The organism is Celeribacter indicus (assembly GCF_000819565.1).
Lineage (GTDB): Bacteria > Pseudomonadota > Alphaproteobacteria > Rhodobacterales > Rhodobacteraceae > Celeribacter > Celeribacter indicus.
In genome coordinates this window covers 3254301-3272236 of sequence record NZ_CP004393.1, presented here as the reverse complement: position 1 = coordinate 3272236, position 17936 = coordinate 3254301, and the positions used below count along the sequence as shown (strand labels likewise).

14 protein-coding genes are annotated in these 17936 nt (G+C 69.0%); 13 read left to right on the top strand and 1 reads right to left on the bottom strand.

Annotated features, from left to right (window positions below; genetic code table 11):
- Positions 1-5: 5 nt before the first annotated feature.
- From murG to recN, 12 genes are all read left to right on the top strand, one after another.
- Positions 6-1118: an undecaprenyldiphospho-muramoylpentapeptide beta-N-acetylglucosaminyltransferase gene (gene murG / locus P73_RS16140; RefSeq protein ID WP_043870367.1), complete on the top strand. Its 1113-nt coding sequence runs from the start codon at positions 6-8 to the stop codon at positions 1116-1118.
- Positions 1119-1157: 39 nt separating this feature from the next.
- Complete coding sequence (gene murC / locus P73_RS16135; RefSeq protein WP_043870366.1) at positions 1158-2561, top strand: UDP-N-acetylmuramate--L-alanine ligase; 1404 nt, start codon at positions 1158-1160, stop codon at positions 2559-2561.
- A gap of 65 nt (positions 2562-2626) precedes the next feature.
- Positions 2627-3814, top strand: a complete 1188-nt coding sequence (locus tag P73_RS16130) for an APC family permease (RefSeq protein WP_043870365.1) — start codon at positions 2627-2629, stop codon at positions 3812-3814.
- A 265-nt stretch (positions 3815-4079) separates the two neighbouring features.
- Positions 4080-4316 (top strand): DUF2484 family protein, encoded by a 237-nt coding sequence (locus P73_RS16125; protein ID WP_043871837.1) that lies wholly within the window; start codon positions 4080-4082, stop codon positions 4314-4316.
- Between the two features lie 69 nt (positions 4317-4385).
- Entirely contained in the window at positions 4386-5354 is a 969-nt protein-coding gene (gene murB / locus P73_RS16120) for a UDP-N-acetylmuramate dehydrogenase (protein WP_043870364.1), read from the top strand.
- A gap of 100 nt (positions 5355-5454) precedes the next feature.
- On the top strand, positions 5455-6366 hold the full coding sequence (locus tag P73_RS16115; protein WP_174446912.1) for a D-alanine--D-alanine ligase: 912 nt from the start codon (positions 5455-5457) through the stop codon (positions 6364-6366).
- Positions 6354-7337 carry a cell division protein FtsQ/DivIB gene (locus tag P73_RS16110; RefSeq protein WP_043870363.1) on the top strand — a complete coding sequence of 328 codons (984 nt, stop codon included), beginning with the start codon at positions 6354-6356 and terminating at the stop codon, positions 7335-7337. Before P73_RS16115 ends, P73_RS16110 begins: the two co-directional genes overlap by 13 nt.
- Entirely contained in the window at positions 7334-8665 is a 1332-nt protein-coding gene (gene ftsA / locus P73_RS16105; RefSeq protein WP_043870362.1) for a cell division protein FtsA, read from the top strand. Before P73_RS16110 ends, ftsA begins: the two co-directional genes overlap by 4 nt.
- 420 nt (positions 8666-9085) lie before the next feature.
- Positions 9086-10771, top strand: a complete 1686-nt coding sequence (ftsZ, locus tag P73_RS16100) for a cell division protein FtsZ (protein WP_043870361.1) — start codon at positions 9086-9088, stop codon at positions 10769-10771.
- Between the two features lie 313 nt (positions 10772-11084).
- Complete coding sequence (gene lpxC, locus P73_RS16095) at positions 11085-12020, top strand: UDP-3-O-acyl-N-acetylglucosamine deacetylase (protein WP_043871835.1); 936 nt, start codon at positions 11085-11087, stop codon at positions 12018-12020.
- 149 nt (positions 12021-12169) lie between these two features.
- The gene (locus P73_RS16090) at positions 12170-13006 is read left to right on the top strand and encodes an outer membrane protein assembly factor BamD (protein WP_043870360.1); all 837 of its coding nucleotides are present in this window, start codon (positions 12170-12172) and stop codon (positions 13004-13006) included.
- A 19-nt stretch (positions 13007-13025) separates the two neighbouring features.
- Complete coding sequence (gene recN, locus P73_RS16085) at positions 13026-14678, top strand: DNA repair protein RecN (protein ID WP_043870359.1); 1653 nt, start codon at positions 13026-13028, stop codon at positions 14676-14678.
- A gap of 89 nt (positions 14679-14767) precedes the next feature.
- Here the strand turns inward: recN and P73_RS16080 are convergent, their stop codons facing one another.
- Complete coding sequence (locus tag P73_RS16080; RefSeq protein WP_052453349.1) at positions 14768-16135, bottom strand: FAD-binding oxidoreductase; 1368 nt, start codon at positions 16133-16135, stop codon at positions 14768-14770.
- A gap of 111 nt (positions 16136-16246) precedes the next feature.
- Between P73_RS16080 and P73_RS16075 the strand changes: the two genes are divergently transcribed.
- Positions 16247-17932 (top strand): chloride channel protein, encoded by a 1686-nt coding sequence (locus tag P73_RS16075; protein WP_043870358.1) that lies wholly within the window; start codon positions 16247-16249, stop codon positions 17930-17932.
- The last annotated feature ends 4 nt before the right edge of the window (positions 17933-17936 follow it).

Sequence of the window (17936 nt, the reverse complement as noted above, 5' to 3'; positions counted from 1 at the left end):
AGACCATGACCGAGCAAGCTCCCCTTCTCGTGATCGCGGCGGGCGGCACCGGCGGGCACATGTTCCCCGCGCAGGCGCTGGCCGAGGTGATGCTGGCGCGCGGCTGGCGGGTGAAACTCTCGACCGACGCGCGGGGCGCGCGCTACACCGGCGCCTTCCCGACGGCGGTGGAGATCGAGACCGTTCCCTCCGCCACCTTCGCCCGCGGCGGGGTGCTCGCCAGGGCGGCGGTTCCCTTCCGGATCGGCGGCGGCGTGGTCTCGGCCATGGTGAAATTCCTCTCCGACAGGCCGAAGGCGGTGGTCGGCTTCGGCGGTTACCCGTCGATCCCCGCGATCGCGGCGGCGACGCTGCTGAAGATCCCGCGCATGATCCACGAACAGAACGGCATCCTGGGGCGGGTCAACGAGGTCTTTGCCAAGCGCGTGGACTGCGTCGCCTGCGGCACCTGGCCGACCGAACTCCCCGAGGGGGTGAAGGCCTTCCACACCGGCAATCCGGTGCGCGGGGCGATCCTCGAGAAATACGCCGCCCCCTATATCACGCCCGGCGATTATCCGATGGAGATCCTCGTGCTCGGCGGTTCGCAGGGCGCGCGGATCCTGTCGGACGTGGTGCCGGAGGCGATCGCGGGTCTCCCCGCGGCCACGCTCGCCAATCTGCGCGTGAGCCAGCAGGCACGGCCCGAGGATCTCGAGCGTGTCGCGGCGTTCTATGACGCGCGGGGCATCCAGGCCGACGTGCGGACCTTCTTCGAGGACGTGCCGAAGCGGATGAGCGAGGCGCAGCTCGTCGTCTCCCGCGCGGGCGCCTCCACGGTGGCGGATCTCTCGGTCATCGGCCGGCCTTCCGTCCTCATCCCCTTTGCCGCCGCCGCGGGCGACCACCAGACGGCGAATGCGCGCGGCCTTGCCGAGGCCGATGCCGCGATCATGATCCCCGAGAGCCAGCTCACGCCCGACAGCCTGCGCGAGCAGATTGCGGCGGTGCTCGGCCATCCCGAGGGCGCGCTGATGATGTCGCAGGCGGCGCTCTCCGTCGCCAAGCCGCAGGCGGCGCAGGATCTCGCCGCGCTGGTCGAGCAATTGGCCTTTCCTTCCGCGCCACCGGCCGTATAAGCGCCCTTCACAGACTTCCGAGAGACCAGAGGTTCAGAGATGAATGCAGCCGCCACCAAGCTCCCCACCGAAATGGGGCCGATCCATTTCGTCGGCATCGGGGGGATCGGCATGTCGGGCATCGCGGAGGTGCTTCTGAACCATGGCTATCGGGTGCAGGGCTCGGATCTGAAGGCGTCGAAGATCACCGACCGGCTGAAGGAACTCGGCGCGGTGATCTTCGAGGGCCAGCGCGCAGAGAATCTCGAAGGGGCGGAGGTCGTGGTGATCTCCTCCGCGATCAAGCCGGGCAATCCCGAACTCGACGCCGCCCGGCTCCGGGGGCTGCCGGTGGTGCGCCGCGCGGAGATGCTTGCGGAACTCATGCGGCTCAAGTCGAACATCGCCGTCGCCGGCACCCATGGCAAGACGACGACGACGACGATGGTCGCAACGCTCCTCGACGCGGGCGGGATCGACCCGACCGTGATCAACGGCGGCATCATCCATGCCTATGGATCGAACGCCCGCGTGGGCCTTGGCGAATGGATGGTGGTGGAGGCCGACGAAAGCGACGGCACCTTCAACCGCCTGCCCGCGACGATTGCCATCGTGACCAATATCGACCCGGAACACATGGAACACTGGGGCTCCATCGAGAACCTGCGCAAGGGCTTCTACGATTTCGTCTCCGGCATTCCGTTCTACGGCCTCGCGGTGTGCTGCACCGATCATCCCGAGGTCCAGGCGCTCGTGGGCAAGATCACCGACCGCCGCGTCGTCACCTACGGGTTCAACGCGCAGGCCGATGTGCGCGCGGTGAACCTGACCTACAAGAAGGGCGTGGCGCATTTCGATATCGTGCTGGCGGCCGAGGACATGGTGATCGAGGGCTGCACCCTGCCGATGCCGGGGGACCACAACGTCTCGAACGCGCTGTCGGCCGTCGCGGTCGCGCGCCATCTCGGCATGAAGGCCGAGGAGATCAAGCAGGCGCTGGCGCAGTTCGGCGGCGTGAACCGGCGCTTCACCAGGGTGGGGGAGGTGAACGGCGTGACCATCATCGACGATTACGGCCACCACCCCGTCGAAATCGCCGCCGTGCTCAAGGCCGCGCGGCAGGCCAGCGACGGGCGGGTGATCGCGGTGCACCAGCCGCATCGCTATTCGCGCCTGCATTCCCTGTTCGACGATTTCTGCACCTGTTTCAACGAGGCCGACGTCGTCGGCATCGCGGAGGTCTACGCCGCCGGCGAAGACCCGATCCCCGGCGCCTCGCGCGACGATCTCGTCGCGGGGCTGATCCGCCACGGCCATCGCCACGCCCGCGCCGTCACCTCCGAGGACGATCTCGAGCGGCTGGTGCGCGAACAGGCGCGCGAGGGGGACATCGTCGTCTGCCTTGGGGCCGGGACGATCTCCGCCTGGGCCCACAACCTGCCGGACCGGCTGTCGAAGGGCTGATTTGACCGTGATCATGGACGCCGCGCCCTGCGCCTCCACACTCGGGCGTCACGGGGGGAATTGACATGTCCGACCATCTCAGGCGCCGCATCGGACCGGGACTTCTGACCGCCTATGGCGTCGGCGTCATGGTGGGCGCGGGGATCTACGTGCTTGTCGGCGCGGTGGCCGCCGAGGCGGGGCTCTACGCGCCGGTGGCCTTCCTGCTCGCCGGCCTCATCGCCGCGCCGTCCGCGCTCTCCTATGCCGAACTGTCCACCCGGATGCCCGAAGCGGCCGGGGAGGCGGCCTATGTCGAGGCCGGGACGGGATCGCGGGCGCTCGGCCTGATCGTCGGGCTGGCCATCGTCGCGGGCGGGACCCTCTCCGCCGCCGCGGTGCTGCGCGGGGGCGCCGGCTACCTGACCGGGTTCCTGCCCGTTCCCTTCGATCTCGCGGTGGCGGGGCTCGGCCTCCTGCTCGTCGCGGTCGCGGTGGCGGGCGTTCTCGAAAGCCTCGCGCTCGCGGCGCTCTTCACCGCCATCGAGGTCGCCGGGCTCGCCCTCGTCGTCTGGGCGGGGTGGAGCGCGCCGGCCTCTCCCGACTGGGTGGCGGGGGCGCCGCCTTACCTGCCGGGGATCGGCATGGCCGCGACGCTCGCCTTCTTCGCCTTCATTGGCTTCGAGGACATCGTGAACATGGCCGAGGAGGTGAAGCGGCCGGAGCGCACGCTTCCGATCGCGATCCTCGCCTCGCTCGGCATCACCACGCTGCTCTACGTGCTCGTCACCGTCGCCGCCGTGCGCGTCGTGCCGCTCGAGGCGCTCGCGTTTTCCGAACAGCCCCTTGCGCTCGTGTTCGAGGCAGGCGGCGGGCCGCTCGCGCTGCTCTCCGCCATCGCGGTCGCCGCCGCGCTCAACGGCGTGCTCGCCCAGATCGTGATGGCCGCACGGGTGCTGTTCGGCCTCGGCAAGCGGGGTGGCGCGCTCGGCCTCTTCCACCGCGCGCATCCGCGCTTCGGCACGCCGGTCCTCGCGACGCTGCTGATCGGGGCCGCGGTGATCGCCGCCGCGTTGCTGCTGCCGGTCTCCGACCTCGCCGGCGTGACCTCCACGATCCTGCTCGTCGTCTTCACGCTGGTGAACGCGAGCCTCCTCCGGCTCAAGCGGCGCCGGCCGGAGGCGCCCTTCACCGTGCCGCGATGGATTCCGGCGGTGGGGCTGGTCTTCGCCCTGCTCGCGCTCGCGGCCTTCGCGCTCGGAGCAATGGATTGAGCCTCCTCGTGATTTTCTGCATTTGGACGCTTGCCATCGGGGCCGTTGCACCGTTACCTTTGCGCAGCCAGAAAAGGCCGGGGTCGGTGTCACTGCCCGTGCGCCTCCCGGTCCTGATCCGGACGGGGACGGCGGGGGGTGACGCGCCGGTTCCGCTTGCATTCGCTGCTGCCATGTCTTTGTGTCGCAAGCCGCTCTTCGCGTCGGGGAAACGCGTCGGGGGCGGGATCAGAGGAAGGTAACGGAAGTGGCCCTCGCGATGGAAATGCCGATCTCTCTCGTCCTGTCGTTCGTCTGGGCGATCGTGGCCAATGTGACCGCGATGCTGCCCTCGCGGCGCGGACATTGGCCGGCGGCCGGGGTGCTCGTCGCACTCGGCGTGCCGCTCGTCGGGTTCGTCACCTACGAAATGGGCCCCTGGGTCGGCCTTGCCGTCCTGGCCGCGGGGGCCTCGGTCCTGCGCTGGCCGATCATCTGCCTCGGCCGCTGGCTGCGGCGGTGAGCCGCCCGACCCTCCACGCCGGCCGAACGCGCCCCTTGCGCGCTCCGCGCCATCGTCTATAGCAGGGCCATGACGAGCTATCCCGACATCCGCGGCACCCTCACCGAACATCGCCTTCTGGCCGATCTCACCTGGCTGCGGGTGGGCGGGCCGGCCGATGCGCTCTTCCAGCCCGCCGATGTCGCGGACCTGCAAGCCTTCCTCGCGGCGCTCGATCCCTCCGTCGCGGTCTTTCCCATGGGCGTGGGCTCCAACCTCATCGTCCGGGACGGGGGCATCCGCGCGGTGGTGATCCGCCTCGGGCGGGGCTTCAACGGGATCGGGATCGACGCGGAGGCGGGGCGGGTGACCGCGGGCGCCGCCGCGCTCGACGCCCATGTGGCGCGCAAGGCCGCCGCCGCGGGGCTCGACCTCACCTTCCTGCGCACCATTCCCGGCGCGATCGGCGGTGCGGTGCGGATGAATGCAGGCTGTTACGGGTCCTATGTGGCGGATCATTTCGTCTCCGCCGAGGCCGTGACGCGGGCGGGGGAGCGCGTGACCCTCACCGCCAGGGATCTGGAGTTCCGCTATCGCGAGACCGACCTGGCCGAGGGCTGGGTGATCGTCTCCGCCACATTCGAGGCCGGCCGCGGCGACCCGCAGGCGCTCGAGGCGCGCATGGCCGCGCAGGTCGCGGCACGCGACGCCTCCCAGCCGGTGAAGGAGCGCAGCGCCGGCTCCACCTTCCGCAACCCGGCGGGGTTCAGCTCGACCGGGCGTGCCGACGACGTGCACGACCTGAAGGCCTGGAAGGTGATCGACGATGCGGGCCTGCGCGGCTTTTCCATCGGCGGCGCGCAGATGAGCGGGAAACATCCGAACTTCATGATCAACACCGGCGGCGCCACGGCCGGCGAACTCGAGCTTCTCGGCGAGGCGGTTCGAAAAAAGGTATTCCAAAACGCCGGCATAGCGTTACAATGGGAAATCAGGCGCGTGGGCGAACACGCCGGGGCGGAGATCCCCGACGGGTTGGCCGAAGAGCAAGGCGCGTGACGTCCTTCCCGTCGGGAGGGGCGAAAGACGACCCCGAAACGGGGCAGCGATACAGCAAGGGCCGCGAAAGACGGCTCGGTCATTTGAGGCACGAGTGGACATGTCGAGCAGGCAGTCCCCGAAAGTGGCGGTCATCATGGGCGGACCTTCGGCCGAGCGCGAAGTGTCCCTGTCCTCCGGGCGTGAATGCGCCGCCGCACTGAGGGGCGAAGGATTCGAGGTCATCGAGATCGACGCGGGCGCGGACCTGTGCGCACATCTGCGCGACGCCGCACCCGATGTCGTGTTCAATGCGCTGCACGGGCGGTACGGCGAGGACGGCTGCGTCCAGGGCCTGCTCGAATGGCTGCGCATTCCATACACCCATTCGGGCGTTCTCGCCTCTGCCCTGGCGATGGACAAGGAGAAGACCAAGGAGGTCTATCGCGCCGCCGGCCTTCCTGTCGTCGAGAGCCGCCTGGCCCGGCGCGAGGAGGTCGAGGCCGGGCATGTGCTCGCGCCGCCCTATGTGGTCAAACCCTATAACGAAGGCTCCTCCGTCGGCGTCTATATCGTGCGCGAGGGCAGCAATGCGCCGCGCCTCTCTGCGGAGATGCCGGCGGTCGTCATGGTCGAGGCCTATGCGCCGGGCCGGGAGCTGACCTGCACCGTCATGGGCGACCGCGCGTTCTGCGTGACCGACATCCTGACGGACGGCTGGTACGATTACGACGCGAAATACAAGGCAGGCGGCTCGCGCCATGTCTGTCCCGCCGAGATCCCCGACGAGATTGCCGCGGCCTGCCGCGACTACGCCCTGCGTGCCCATGCGGCGCTCGGCTGCCGGGGCGTCTCGCGCACGGATTTCCGCTGGGACGAGGGCAGGGGGCTCGACGGGCTCATCCTGCTCGAGACCAACACCCAGCCGGGCATGACCCCCACATCGCTCTCGCCGGAACAGGCGCGGGCGGAGGGGATCACGTTCGGCCGGTTCGTGGCCTGGATGGTGGAGGATGCCTCATGCGACCGGTAGACCCGACGGAGTTCGCAAAGGGACCGACCGCCGGCGGTTCGGCCCGCGTGACCGAGGCCGTGGCGCGGGTGCTGCGCGCGCGCAACGGCCAGCCGCCGGAGGCGCCGCCGCGGCCGCGCGATCCCGCGCCCTCGCGCGCCGCCTACAGGATGAGCCGGCTCTGGCTCACGCCCTCGTTCCGTTTCTTCATGCGCCGCCTCGCGCCGGCGCTGGCCGTGGCCGCCTGTATCGGCCTGTGGTTCGCCGATGCTGACCATCGCCGCGCCTTTTCCGACGCGATCCAGGAGATCAAGCGGGAGGTCCAGAACCGCCCCGAGTTCATGGTCAAGCTGATGGCCGTGGACGGCGCCTCCGCCGAGCTCTCCGAAGACATCCGCGAGATCGTGCAGATCGACTTCCCGATCTCCTCCTTCGACCTCGATCTCCCCGGCATGCTCGCGCAGATCGAGGAGCTCGACGCCGTCTCCAGGGCGGGGGTGCATGTGCGCGCCGGCGGGATCCTCCAGGTCGACATCACCGAGCGCAGGCCCTCCGTCGTCTGGCGCGGTCCCCACGGTCTCGAGATGCTCGACGGCGAAGGCCACCGCGTCGCGGCGCTCGACAGCCGCCTCGACCGTCCCGACCTGCCGCTTCTGGCGGGCGAGGGCGCCGACCGCGCCGTGGGCGAGGCGCTCGCGCTCCTCGAGGCGGCGGGGCCGCTCGTGCCCCGGCTGCGCGGCCTCGTGCGCGTCGGCGAGCGGCGCTGGAACATGGTGCTTGACCGCGACCAGACCATCCTCCTGCCCGAGACGGAGCCGCTTGGCGCGCTCGCGCAGGTGATCGCGCTCGACCAGGCCAAGGGGCTTCTGGACCGCGACGTCACCTCCGTGGACATGCGCAAGCCCACACGACCCACATTGCAACTGAGCGAGGCGGCGCAGGACGAGCTGAACCGCCTTCGCGGACCTGAAACCGGAGTGTCCTACCGATGACCGATCTCTACGCTGCCCAACGTGCGATGCGGAACATGCGCAAGGCCGCGCTTCAGCGCGGTGTGATCGCCATCCTCGATGTCGGCACCTCGAAGATCGCCTGCCTCGTGCTGCGCTTCGACGGAGAACGGTTCATGGGCGGAGACGGGGTCGGATCGCTCGCCGGGCAATCCGCCTTTCGCGTGATCGGAGCGGCGACCACCCGTTCGCGCGGCGTGCGCTTCGGCGAGATCGACGCCATGGCAGAGACCGAACGCGCGATCCGCACCGCGGTCCAGGCGGCGCAGAAGATGGCGCAGACCCGCGTCGACCATGTCATCGCCTGTTTCTCCGGCGGCGCGCCGCGGTCCTACGGGCTCGAGGGCATCGTCGAGGTCGAGGGCGACACCGTCTCCGAACAGGATGTCGCACGGGTGCTCGCGGCCTCCGACGTGCCCGATTACGGCAGCCACCGCGAGGTGCTGCACGCCCAGCCGGTGAACTTCGCGCTCGACCACCGTTCGGGCCTGTCCGATCCGCGCGGGCAGATCGGGCGCTCCCTTGCCGTCGACATGCACATGCTCACGGTGGACGGTGCGGCGATCCAGAACCTGCTCTACTGCATCAAGCGCTGCGATCTCGAGGTGGCGGGTCTCGCATCGGGCGCCTATGTCTCCGGCATCTCCGCGCTCGTCGAGGACGAGCAGGAACTGGGCGCGGCCTGCATCGACATGGGCGGCGGCGCGACGGATGTCTCGATCTTCATGAAAAAGCACATGATCTATGCCGACAGCGTGCGCATGGGCGGCGAGCATGTGACCGCCGACATCGCGATGGGGCTTCAGATCCCGAACGCCACCGCCGAGCGGATCAAGACCTTCTACGGCGGCGTCGTCGCCACCGGCATGGACGATCGCGAGATGATCGAGATCGGCGGCGACAGCGGCGACTGGGAGAAGGACCGCCGCACCGTCTCGCGCGCGGAACTCATCGGCATCATCCGGCCGCGGGTCGAGGAAATCCTCGAAGGCGTCCGCGAATGCCTCGATGCGGCCGGGTTCGAACACCTGCCCTCGCAGCAGGTCGTGCTGACCGGCGGCGGCTCGCAGATCCCCGGTCTCGACACGCTCGCGCCGAAGATCCTGGGCCAGCAGGTGCGGATCGGCCGTCCGCTGCGCGTGCAGGGACTGCCGCAGGCGGCGACCGGCGCGGCCTTCGCCTCCGCGGTCGGGCTCTGCCTCTTCGCCGCCAATCCGCAGGACGAATGGTGGGATTTCGAGATCCCGGCGGAACGCTATCCTGCCCATTCGCTCAAGCGGGCGATGCGCTGGTTCAAGGACAACTGGTGAGCGCGGCGGTTGCCGGCCTGCCGGGACGGTGGTAAAAGGGACATGGATCCGCGGCCAACGCGGGCGGCGACCGGCGCGGCCGGCACACCGAAGAGGCACCCGAGCAGTGCCCCGACATTGCGACGCCCAGTCCGGGACCCGTCCCGGAGGCGGGCCGTTCCCCCGGTCCCCGGCCGGGTGCGTAGGTGTCTGCGCGCCGCGACCAGCTAAATCTCGTGTTTTGCGCAAGATCCCGCCGAATTGTTGCGCGGGATCCCCCAGATTTTGTGGTTTTCTCCTGTTTTTGGGATGACGAGCCCCTCGAAACTCCGTAGGATTCGGGGTGAGTAGGTAAATTTTGCCCCGATTCAGGGGCGGGGACAGTCAACCGGCGGACAGGCGCAGACCTGACCGGCCGATCAAAACAGCAGGCGGACGATCATGGCTTTGAATCTGACGATGCCCGAGCGGGACGAGTTGAAACCGAAAATCACCGTGTTTGGTGTCGGCGGTGCGGGCGGCAACGCGGTCAACAACATGATCGAGAAGCAGCTCGAAGGCGTCGATTTCGTCGTGGCGAACACCGATGCGCAGGCGCTCCAGCACGCCAAGGCGCAGGCGCGCATCCAGATGGGCGTGAAGGTGACCGAGGGTCTCGGCGCGGGGGCCCGTCCCTCCGTCGGCGCCGCGGCGGCCGAGGAAAGCATCGAACAGATCGTCGACCACCTCGCGGGGGCGCACATGTGCTTCATCACCGCGGGCATGGGCGGCGGCACCGGCACCGGCGCCGCGCCGATCATCGCCCAGGCCGCGCGCGAGCTGGGCGTGCTGACCGTCGGCGTCGTGACCAAGCCCTTCCAGTTCGAAGGCGCCAAGCGCATGCGCCAGGCCGACGAGGGCGTGGAAGCGCTGCAAAAGATGGTCGACACGCTCATCGTGATCCCGAACCAGAACCTGTTCCGCCTCGCCAACGAGAAGACCACCTTCACCGAGGCCTTCTCCATGGCCGACGACGTGCTCTATCAGGGGGTGAAGGGCATCTCCGACCTCATGGTCCGTCCGGGGCTCATCAACCTCGATTTCGCCGACGTCCGTTCGGTGATGGACGAGATGGGCAAGGCGATGATGGGCACGGGCGAGGCGACCGGCGAGGATCGCGCGATCCAGGCGGCCGAGAAGGCCATAGCAAACCCGCTGCTCGACGAGATCTCGCTCAAGGGTGCGAAGGGTGTTCTCATCAACATCACCGGCGCCTACGACCTCACGCTGTTCGAGCTCGACGAGGCGGCGAACCGGATCCGCGAAGAGGTCGATCCGGACGCCAACATCATCGTCGGTTCGACCCTCGATCCCGACATGGAAGGGGGCATGCGCGTCTCCGTCGTCGCGACCGGCATCGACGCGAACCAGAATATCGGCGAAATGCCCGTGCCGCGCCGCCGCCTGGCCGAGCCGCTGCAATCGCCCGAAACGGTCGAGGAGAAGATCGAGCACGCCCCCGCCGCTCCGGCGGCCCCTGCGCCGCAGCCGCAGCCGCAGGCCTATCAGCCCGCCCCCGAGGCGCCGGCCCAGCCGACCCTCGACGTGTTCGACCCGCAGGCCACCCAGCGCCGCGAGGAGCAGGCCGCGCGCGAAAGCTATCGCCCCGCCGAGGACGACCTGCCGCCGCCCGCCTACCAGCCGCGTCCGCAGCCCGCGCCGCAGCCGGCGATGCACGAACCCGAGCCCGAGGCCTTCGTCGCGCCCCGCGCGCCCGCGCCGGGCACGCCCTCGCCGGAAGCCCTGGCCCGTCTTCAGGCCGCTGTCGCCAAGCAGCCGCGCGCCGAGCCGCGTCAGGTGCAGCCGCATCACCACCAGCCGCAGCCGGAACAGCCCGCCGCGAAACAGGGGCGTTTCGGGATCAATTCGCTCATCGGCCGCATGACCGGGCATGGCGAAGGCGAGGCGCAGCAGCCGCACGCCCACCAGCCCCAGCCCCGTGCCGCGCAGCCGGCGCCGCAGCCCCGCTTCGGCGCGCAGCCGCAGGCCCGCCCGCAGGTGCATCAGGCCTATGACGAGGATCAGGACAGCGATCCGCAGGCCGAGAAGATCGAGATCCCCGCCTTCCTGCGCCGTCAGGCGAACTGAAACAGGAGGGGACCGGCGGACATGACGCCGGGTCACGATCACATCGTGAAACATCGTGGAAAGGCCGCCTCCGGGCGGTCTTTCCTGTTTTGGAACAAGGGCTTGCCGCGCCCGCACGGGATCTTGCGCATCTTCCTGCCGGCGCGCGGCGGTCTATGTTTCAAACGGTTACAATCTTTGAATTGAGAGCCGGGCACGGCGTGGTTAAATCATCCTCAACGAAGGCGCCTCCGTGGCGCCGGGGGCCGGTGCGGTCCCTGTTCAGGAAGCCACCCGCTCCGACAAGAGGGCGGGAGAAAGCAGAGAGCAGATGGTGCAGACTACGGTAGCCAAAGAGATCCGGTTCGATGGGGTGGGCCTCCACTCCGGCGCGCCGGTGACCATGCGCGTCACGCCGGCGCCCGCCAACAGCGGGATCACCTTCCTGCGTGCCGACATCCATGCGGATGCCGCCGACCGCCGCGACCCGATCGTCGCCGCGCGCTGGGATACGGTCGTGCCCTCGCAACTCTGCACCCTGATCCGGAATGAAGACGGCGTCGAGCTGTCGACCATCGAGCATATCATGGCCGCACTGGCAGGGTGCGGCGTCGCCAACGCGACGATCTCCGTCGACGGGCCCGAAGTGCCCATCCTCGACGGCTCCGCCGCGCCCTTCGTCGACGGGATCCTCGCCGCCGGGCTGGTGCGCCAGGAGGGGCCGACCCGCGCGCTCCGGGTCCTCCGTCCGGTGGAGATCCGCCGCGGCGATGCCGTCGCGCGCCTCGAGCCCTCCGACACGATGGAGATCGCGTTTCACATCGACTTTGCCGATGCCGCGATCGGCGTGCAGGACAAGAGCCTCGTGATGGCCAACGGCGCCTTCGTGCGCGAACTGGCGATGTGCCGCACCTTCTGCCGCAAGTCCGACGTGGATGCGATGCGCGAAAACGGGCTCGCCCTCGGCGGCACGTTCGAGAATGCGGTCGTCGTGGATGGCGATATCGTGCTGTCTCCCGGCGGCCTGCGCCGCGCCGACGAGCCGGTGCGCCACAAGATGCTCGACGCCCTCGGCGATCTCTACCTCGCCGGCGCGCCGATTCTCGGCCGCTATGTCGGCCACAAGGCGGGTCACGCGATGACCAATGCGCTTTTGCGCGAGCTTTTCGCGACCCGCGGAGCCTGGGCCTTCGTCACCGTGGACGCACGCACCGCCGCGCGTTTGCCGGGGGCTGGCGTCAGCCCTGCCGATCTGGCCTGCTGCGCCTGAGCGCCGCCGCGACGCGCGGCGGTCCGCTTCCGCTCTCAACCCCGTGACGTTTTTCCGCCGCAAAGGCGTTTTGCCTCAGATTTTTCTGTGCTAGGAGTGTGGCACGGCTCGGGAAAAAGAGCTGACGATTGGTGAGGGTAGGACCTTTCATGACGGTAAGACTTCGACGCGGTGTGGCGGTAACGCTTGGTTTTTCCCTGGCTTTTCTGGCAGCCTGTGGAGACAACGCGCCGGACCGCGATCTGGAAGGCTATCCCGCGGAAGAAATCTACAAGCGCGCCGAATACGAGATCACGCAGCGGGATTTCGACGACGCGGCGCATTACTTCGGCGAGGTCGAACGGCTCTATCCCTATTCGGACTGGGCCCGCCGGGCGCTCATCATGCAGGCCTTTTCCTATCACCGGGACAAGGACTATGAGAATGCCCGCGTCTCGGCGCAGCGCTTCCTCGATTTCTACCCGGCCGACGAGGATGCGGCCTATGCGCAATACCTCCTCGCGCTGTCCTATTACGACCAGATCGACGATGTCGGCCGCGACCAGGGCCTGACCTTCCAGGCACTCCAGGCGCTGCGCGCGGTGATCGAGCGCTATCCGGACAGCGAATATGCCCGCTCCGCCGCGCTGAAATTCGATCTCGCCTTCGACCATCTCGCGGGCAAGGAGATGGAAATCGGGCGTTACTATCTGAAACGCAAGCATTACGCCGCCGCGGCGAACCGGTTCCGCGTCGTGGTGGAGGATTTCCAGACCACGCGGCACACGGCCGAGGCGCTGCACCGGCTGGTGGAGAGCTACCTCGCGCTCGGCCTGCTCGAGGAGGCGCAGACCGCAGGCGCGATCCTCGGCCACAACTACCGTTCGACCGAATGGTACGAGGCCAGCTATCGTCTCCTGGCGGGGCAGGGGCTCGAACCGAAGGCGTTCGAGAACAACTGGCTCGGCGCGGTCTACCGGCAGATGATCCGCGGCGAATGGCTCTGAGGTCGGGAGCGGCCTTCACATGCTGAGAAGTCTCGACATCCGGGACATGCTGATCATCGACCGGCTGGAGCTTGAGTTCCAGCCGGGTCTCAACGTGCTGACCGGGGAAACCGGCGCGGGCAAATCCATCCTTCTCGACAGTCTCGGCTTCGTGCTCGGCTGGCGCGGGCGTGCCGATCTCGTGCGCAGCGGTGCGGCGCAGGGCGAGGTGGTCGCGGTCTTCGACCTGCCGCGCGGGCATGACGCGGAGGAGGTGCTCGCGGAACTCGGGATCGAGACCGAGGACGGCGAGCTGATCCTGCGCCGGGTCAATTCCGGCGACGGGCGCAAGACCGCCTGGGTCAACGACCGACGCGTGTCGGGAGATGTGCTGCGGCGGCTGTCCGACGTGCTGGTGGAACTTCACGGCCAGCATGACGACCGCGGGCTTCTGAACCCGCGCGGGCACCGGATGCTGCTCGATGCCTTCGGCGGGCTCGAGCCCTTGCTCGAGGCGACGCGCGCGGCGTGGAAGGCGCTGTCCACCGCGCGCAGGGCGCATGCGGCGGCGGAGGCGGAACAGGTCGCGCTGAAGGCGGAAGAGGACTTCCTGCGCCATGCGGTCGGAGAACTCGACGCGCTCGACCCGCAGCCCGGCGAGGAGGCGAAGCTCGACGCGGAGCGGCGCCTGATGCAATCGGCCGAAAAGATCGCGGGCGACATCGCCAAGGCGCACCAGGCCCTGTCCTATGACGGAGGCGAGGGGCTTCTGACCGATGCGCTGCGCTGGCTCGAAGGCGCGGCGGACAGGGCCGATGGCCGGCTCGACGGCGCGATCGAGGCGCTGGGGCGCGCGCTCAACGAACTCGCGGAGGCGCAGTCGGGGGTGGAGGACTGCATCGACGCGCTGCGCTTCAACCCGCATGAGCTCGAACAGGTGGAGGAACGGCTCTTCGCGATCCGCGGGCTCGCGCGCAAGCACAACGTGCTGCCTGACGATCTCGGCTCCTTCGCGGCGGGGCTGCGCGACAAGCTGACGGCGCTCGACAGCGGGGCGGGGGATCTTGCCCGGCTGGCGAAGGCGGTGAGCGCGGCGGAAAGCGCCTATGATGCCGCGGCGGCGGCGCTGACCGGGGCGCGGCACAAGGCCGCCTCGGACCTCGATGAGACGATGGCCCGCGAACTCGCGCCGCTCAAGATGGAGCGCGCGGTCTTCGCCACGGAGATCGCGGCGGCGGAACCTGGTCCCGACGGGCGCGACATGGTGGCTTTCACGGTGGCGACCAATCCCGGCGCACCGGCCGGCCCGCTGGGCAAGATCGCCTCGGGCGGCGAGCTGTCGCGGTTCCTGCTGGCGCTCAAGGTCTGCCTCACGCGCGACCAGAGCGGCGTCACGATGATTTTCGACGAGATCGACCGCGGCGTCGGCGGGGCGACTGCCGATGCGGTGGGGCGCCGTCTCAAGTCGCTTTCCGAGGAAGGGCAGGTGCTCGTCGTGACCCACAGCCCGCAGGTGGCGGCGCTCGGCGGCCATCACTGGCGGGTGGCGAAGCGGATCGAGGACGGCGTGACGCTGTCGGAGGTCGCGCCGCTCGATGCCGAGGCACGCATCGACGAGATCGCCCGCATGCTTTCCGGCGACACGATCTCGGACGCGGCGCGCGATGCGGCGCGGGCGCTTCTGGCAGGGTGAGGCCGTCCCGCGGGGACGGGATGCGGCGCGGCTGGATCGGGGGAGGGCCGGCGCCTGACCTCTGCCGTCAGGTCGCCGGCGCCGGGAGGTCAGCGCACGAGCTTGCCGGGGTTGAGGATGTTCTTCGGGTCCAGCGCCGCCTTGATCTGGCCCATCACCGCCCAGCCGCCGCCGTGCTCCGCCTCCATCAGGGGTTTCTTGCCGATGCCGATCCCGTGTTCGCCGGTCACCGTGCCGCCATGGGCGAGCGCGCGGTCGGCCATCCGCGCGGCGAGGCGCTTCGCCTCCGCGATCTCGCCCGCGTCCTCGGGATCGACCAGCAGGATCGCGTGGAAATTGCCGTCGCCCACATGGCCGAGGATCGGACCGTCGATGGAGGAGGCGGCGATGTCGGCGGCCGTCTCCTCGACCGCCGCCGCAAGGCGGGAGATCGGCACGCAGATGTCGGTGACCACCGCCTTTGCGCCCTTGCGCAGGGCGAGGCAGGCCCAGTAGGCGTGGTGGCGCATGGTCCAGAGGGCGCTGCGGTCCTCCGCCTTCGTCGCCCGGTCGAAATCCGATCCGCCGAAGTCCCGGACGATCTCCCCGAACAGCGCGGCCTGCTCGGCCACCGCCGCCTCGGATCCGTGGAATTCGACGAAGAGATGCGGCCTGAGCGGAAAGTGCGAGCCGGAATAGAGGTTCACCGCCTCGACGGAGCGCGTGTCGAGGAACTCGATCCGCGCCATCGGCAGCCCCGCCTGGATCGTCGCGATCACCGCCTCGACCGCCGGTCCCAGCTCCGCGAAGGAGCAGACGGCGGCGGAGATCGCCTCCGGCTGTCCGTGCAGGCGCAGCGTCATCTCGGTGACCAGCCCGAGCGTGCCCTCCGAGCCGACGAAAAGCGCGGTGAGGTCGTAGCCCGCCGAGGATTTGCGCGCCCGCGTCCCGGTGTGGATCACCGTGCCGTCGGCCAGCACCACCTCGAGGCCGAGGACATTGTCGCGCATCGTGCCGTACCTGACCGCCGTGGTGCCCGAGGCGCGGGTCATCGCCATGCCGCCGAGGGAGGCATTGGCGCCCGGATCGACCGGAAACATCAGCCCGGTTGTGCGCAGCTCGAGGTTGAGCGCCTCCCGCGTCAGCCCCGGCTGCACCACCGCGTCCATGTCCGCATCGTTGATCCTCAGCACCCGGTCCATGCGCGAGAAATCGACGACGAGCCCGCCCTCCGTCGCGAGGGTCTGCCCCTCGAGCGAGGTGCCCGCGCCGAAGCCGATGACGGGAATGTCATGGGCATGGCAGATCTTCATCATCTGCGACACCTCCGCGGTCGTCTGCGGATAGGCGACCGCGTCCGGCAGGGTCAGCGGAAACCAGGTCTCCGACCGGCCATGATGTTCGAGATCGTGCTTGGAACGGCTGATGCGACCCTCTAGAACAGTGGACAGAGCGGAGAAGACGGTATCGGGGATCATGGCGGACTCGCTTCAGGGTGGCGGTTCGCGAGACCATAATGGAAGCCTCCGTCCAGTGAAAGCGCACAAGAGCCGTCAGGCCGGCGAAGAGGGAGGACGACAGGCAGACAGATGGCCGACGACAAGGTGTCATATCCCCAGAAGGCATTCGAGGACATCCGCGCCGGACTGAACGAGACGCTGGCGCTCGTGCGGCGCAGGGGGCCGAGCCAGATCCAGTTCTGGTTCATCGCCCTGATGATCGGCATCGCCTCCGGTTTCGCCGCGCTGCTTTTCCGCAAGGGAATCAATTTCCTCCAGGCATTTCTTTACGGAACGCATGACCTGCGCCACCTGCACAGCTTCGCAGGCGAGATGCCGTGGTTCTGGGTGCTTTCCCTGCCGGTGCTGGGTGGGCTCGTCGTCGGCATCGTGCTCAACTGGTTCACCCCCGACGGGCGCGTGCGCTCCGTCGCCGACGTGATCGAGGGCGCGGCGCTGAACGACGGGCGGGTGGAAACCCGCGCCGGCCTCGCCTCCGCCGCCGCTTCGCTGATCACCCTCTCGACGGGCGGATCGACCGGGCGGGAGGGGCCTGTCGTCCACCTTGCCGGGGTTGTCGCCACCTGGGTGTCGGACCGCATCCACGCCTCGGGGATCACGGCGCGCGACCTTCTCGGCTGTGCCGTGGCCGCCGCCGTCTCCGCCTCCTTCAACGCGCCGATCGCCGGCGCGCTCTTCGCGCTCGAGGTGGTGCTGCGCCATTTCGCGGTCCATGCCTTCGCCCCCATCGTGATCGCCTCCGCGGCCGGTACGGTGATCAACCGGCTCGAATTCGGCGGCGTCACCGAATTCGCCCTGGCCGCCGAGGGCGCGCTGACCTTCTATGTCGAGCTTCCGGCCTTCCTGTTGCTCGGCCTGCTCTGCGGGATCGTCGCGGTGCTGATGATGCGCACGATCTTCATGGCCGACGACTTCGCCTCCTGGGTGCAGGGGCGGATCCACCTGCCGCCGGTCCTGCGCCCGGCTTTCGCGGGGCTGATGCTCGGCACCCTCGCGATCTTCTTCCCGCATATCATCGGGGTCGGCTACGAGACGACCTCCGCCGCGCTCACCGGCGAGTTGCTGACGGCGCAGGCGATCTTCTACGCGGTGATCAAGGTGATCGCCGTCGCGATCACCATGGCGGGGCGGATGGGGGGCGGGGTGTTCTCCCCCGCGCTGATGGTTGGCGCGCTGACCGGGCTGTCCTTCGGCCTCGTGGCCACCGCGATCTTCCCCACCGTCTCGGGCACCGCGACGCTCTATGCGCTCGCGGGCATGGGCGCGGTCGCCGCCGCGGTTCTGGGCGCGCCGATCTCCACCACGCTCATCGTCTTCGAACTGACGGGCGACTGGCAGACCGGGCTTGCGGTGATGGTGACGGTCTCGCTCTCCACCGCGCTTGCCTCGCGCTTCGTCGACCGCTCCTTCTTCCTCACGCTGCTGGAACGCCGGGAGGTGCATCTTGCGGCCGGACCGCAGGCCTATCTGCTCGCGACGGTGCGCGTGCATCAATGCTACCGCACGCCGGATGCACCGCGCGCCGCCTCCGCGGAAGCGTGCAGCGAACTGATTTCACAGGGGATCTATATCTCGCCCAATGCGACGCTCGAAAAGGCCATGCCGATTTTCGAGAAGAACAACCTCGTCTTCATTCCCGTCGTCACCCTGCGCGAGGAGACCGGGGTCGAGCTGCACGGCGCCCTGTTCCAGGTCGACGCGCTGCGGGTCTTCTCCCGCAAGCTCGCCGAGACCGCCGCCGAGGAACACAGCTAGCCGG

What these genes read in the sequence shown, in the direction of transcription:
- murB (WP_043870364.1), top strand. Translation starts at nt 4,386, where the DNA reads ATGACGAGCTATCCCGACATCCGCGGCACCCTCACCGAACATCGCCTT.
- P73_RS16110 (WP_043870363.1), top strand. Translation starts at nt 6,354, where the DNA reads ATGCGACCGGTAGACCCGACGGAGTTCGCAAAGGGACCGACCGCCGGC.
- P73_RS16090 (WP_043870360.1), top strand. Translation starts at nt 12,170, where the DNA reads ATGACGGTAAGACTTCGACGCGGTGTGGCGGTAACGCTTGGTTTTTCC.
- P73_RS16130 (WP_043870365.1), top strand. Translation starts at nt 2,627, where the DNA reads ATGTCCGACCATCTCAGGCGCCGCATCGGACCGGGACTTCTGACCGCC.
- P73_RS16075 (WP_043870358.1), top strand. Translation starts at nt 16,247, where the DNA reads ATGGCCGACGACAAGGTGTCATATCCCCAGAAGGCATTCGAGGACATC.
- ftsA (WP_043870362.1), top strand. Translation starts at nt 7,334, where the DNA reads ATGACCGATCTCTACGCTGCCCAACGTGCGATGCGGAACATGCGCAAG.
- P73_RS16125 (WP_043871837.1), top strand. Translation starts at nt 4,080, where the DNA reads ATGCCGATCTCTCTCGTCCTGTCGTTCGTCTGGGCGATCGTGGCCAAT.
- ftsZ (WP_043870361.1), top strand. Translation starts at nt 9,086, where the DNA reads ATGGCTTTGAATCTGACGATGCCCGAGCGGGACGAGTTGAAACCGAAA.
- recN (WP_043870359.1), top strand. Translation starts at nt 13,026, where the DNA reads ATGCTGAGAAGTCTCGACATCCGGGACATGCTGATCATCGACCGGCTG.
- P73_RS16115 (WP_174446912.1), top strand. Translation starts at nt 5,455, where the DNA reads ATGTCGAGCAGGCAGTCCCCGAAAGTGGCGGTCATCATGGGCGGACCT.
- murC (WP_043870366.1), top strand. Translation starts at nt 1,158, where the DNA reads ATGAATGCAGCCGCCACCAAGCTCCCCACCGAAATGGGGCCGATCCAT.
- murG (WP_043870367.1), top strand. Translation starts at nt 6, where the DNA reads ATGACCGAGCAAGCTCCCCTTCTCGTGATCGCGGCGGGCGGCACCGGC.
- P73_RS16080 (WP_052453349.1), bottom strand. Translation starts at nt 16,135, where the DNA reads ATGATCCCCGATACCGTCTTCTCCGCTCTGTCCACTGTTCTAGAGGGT.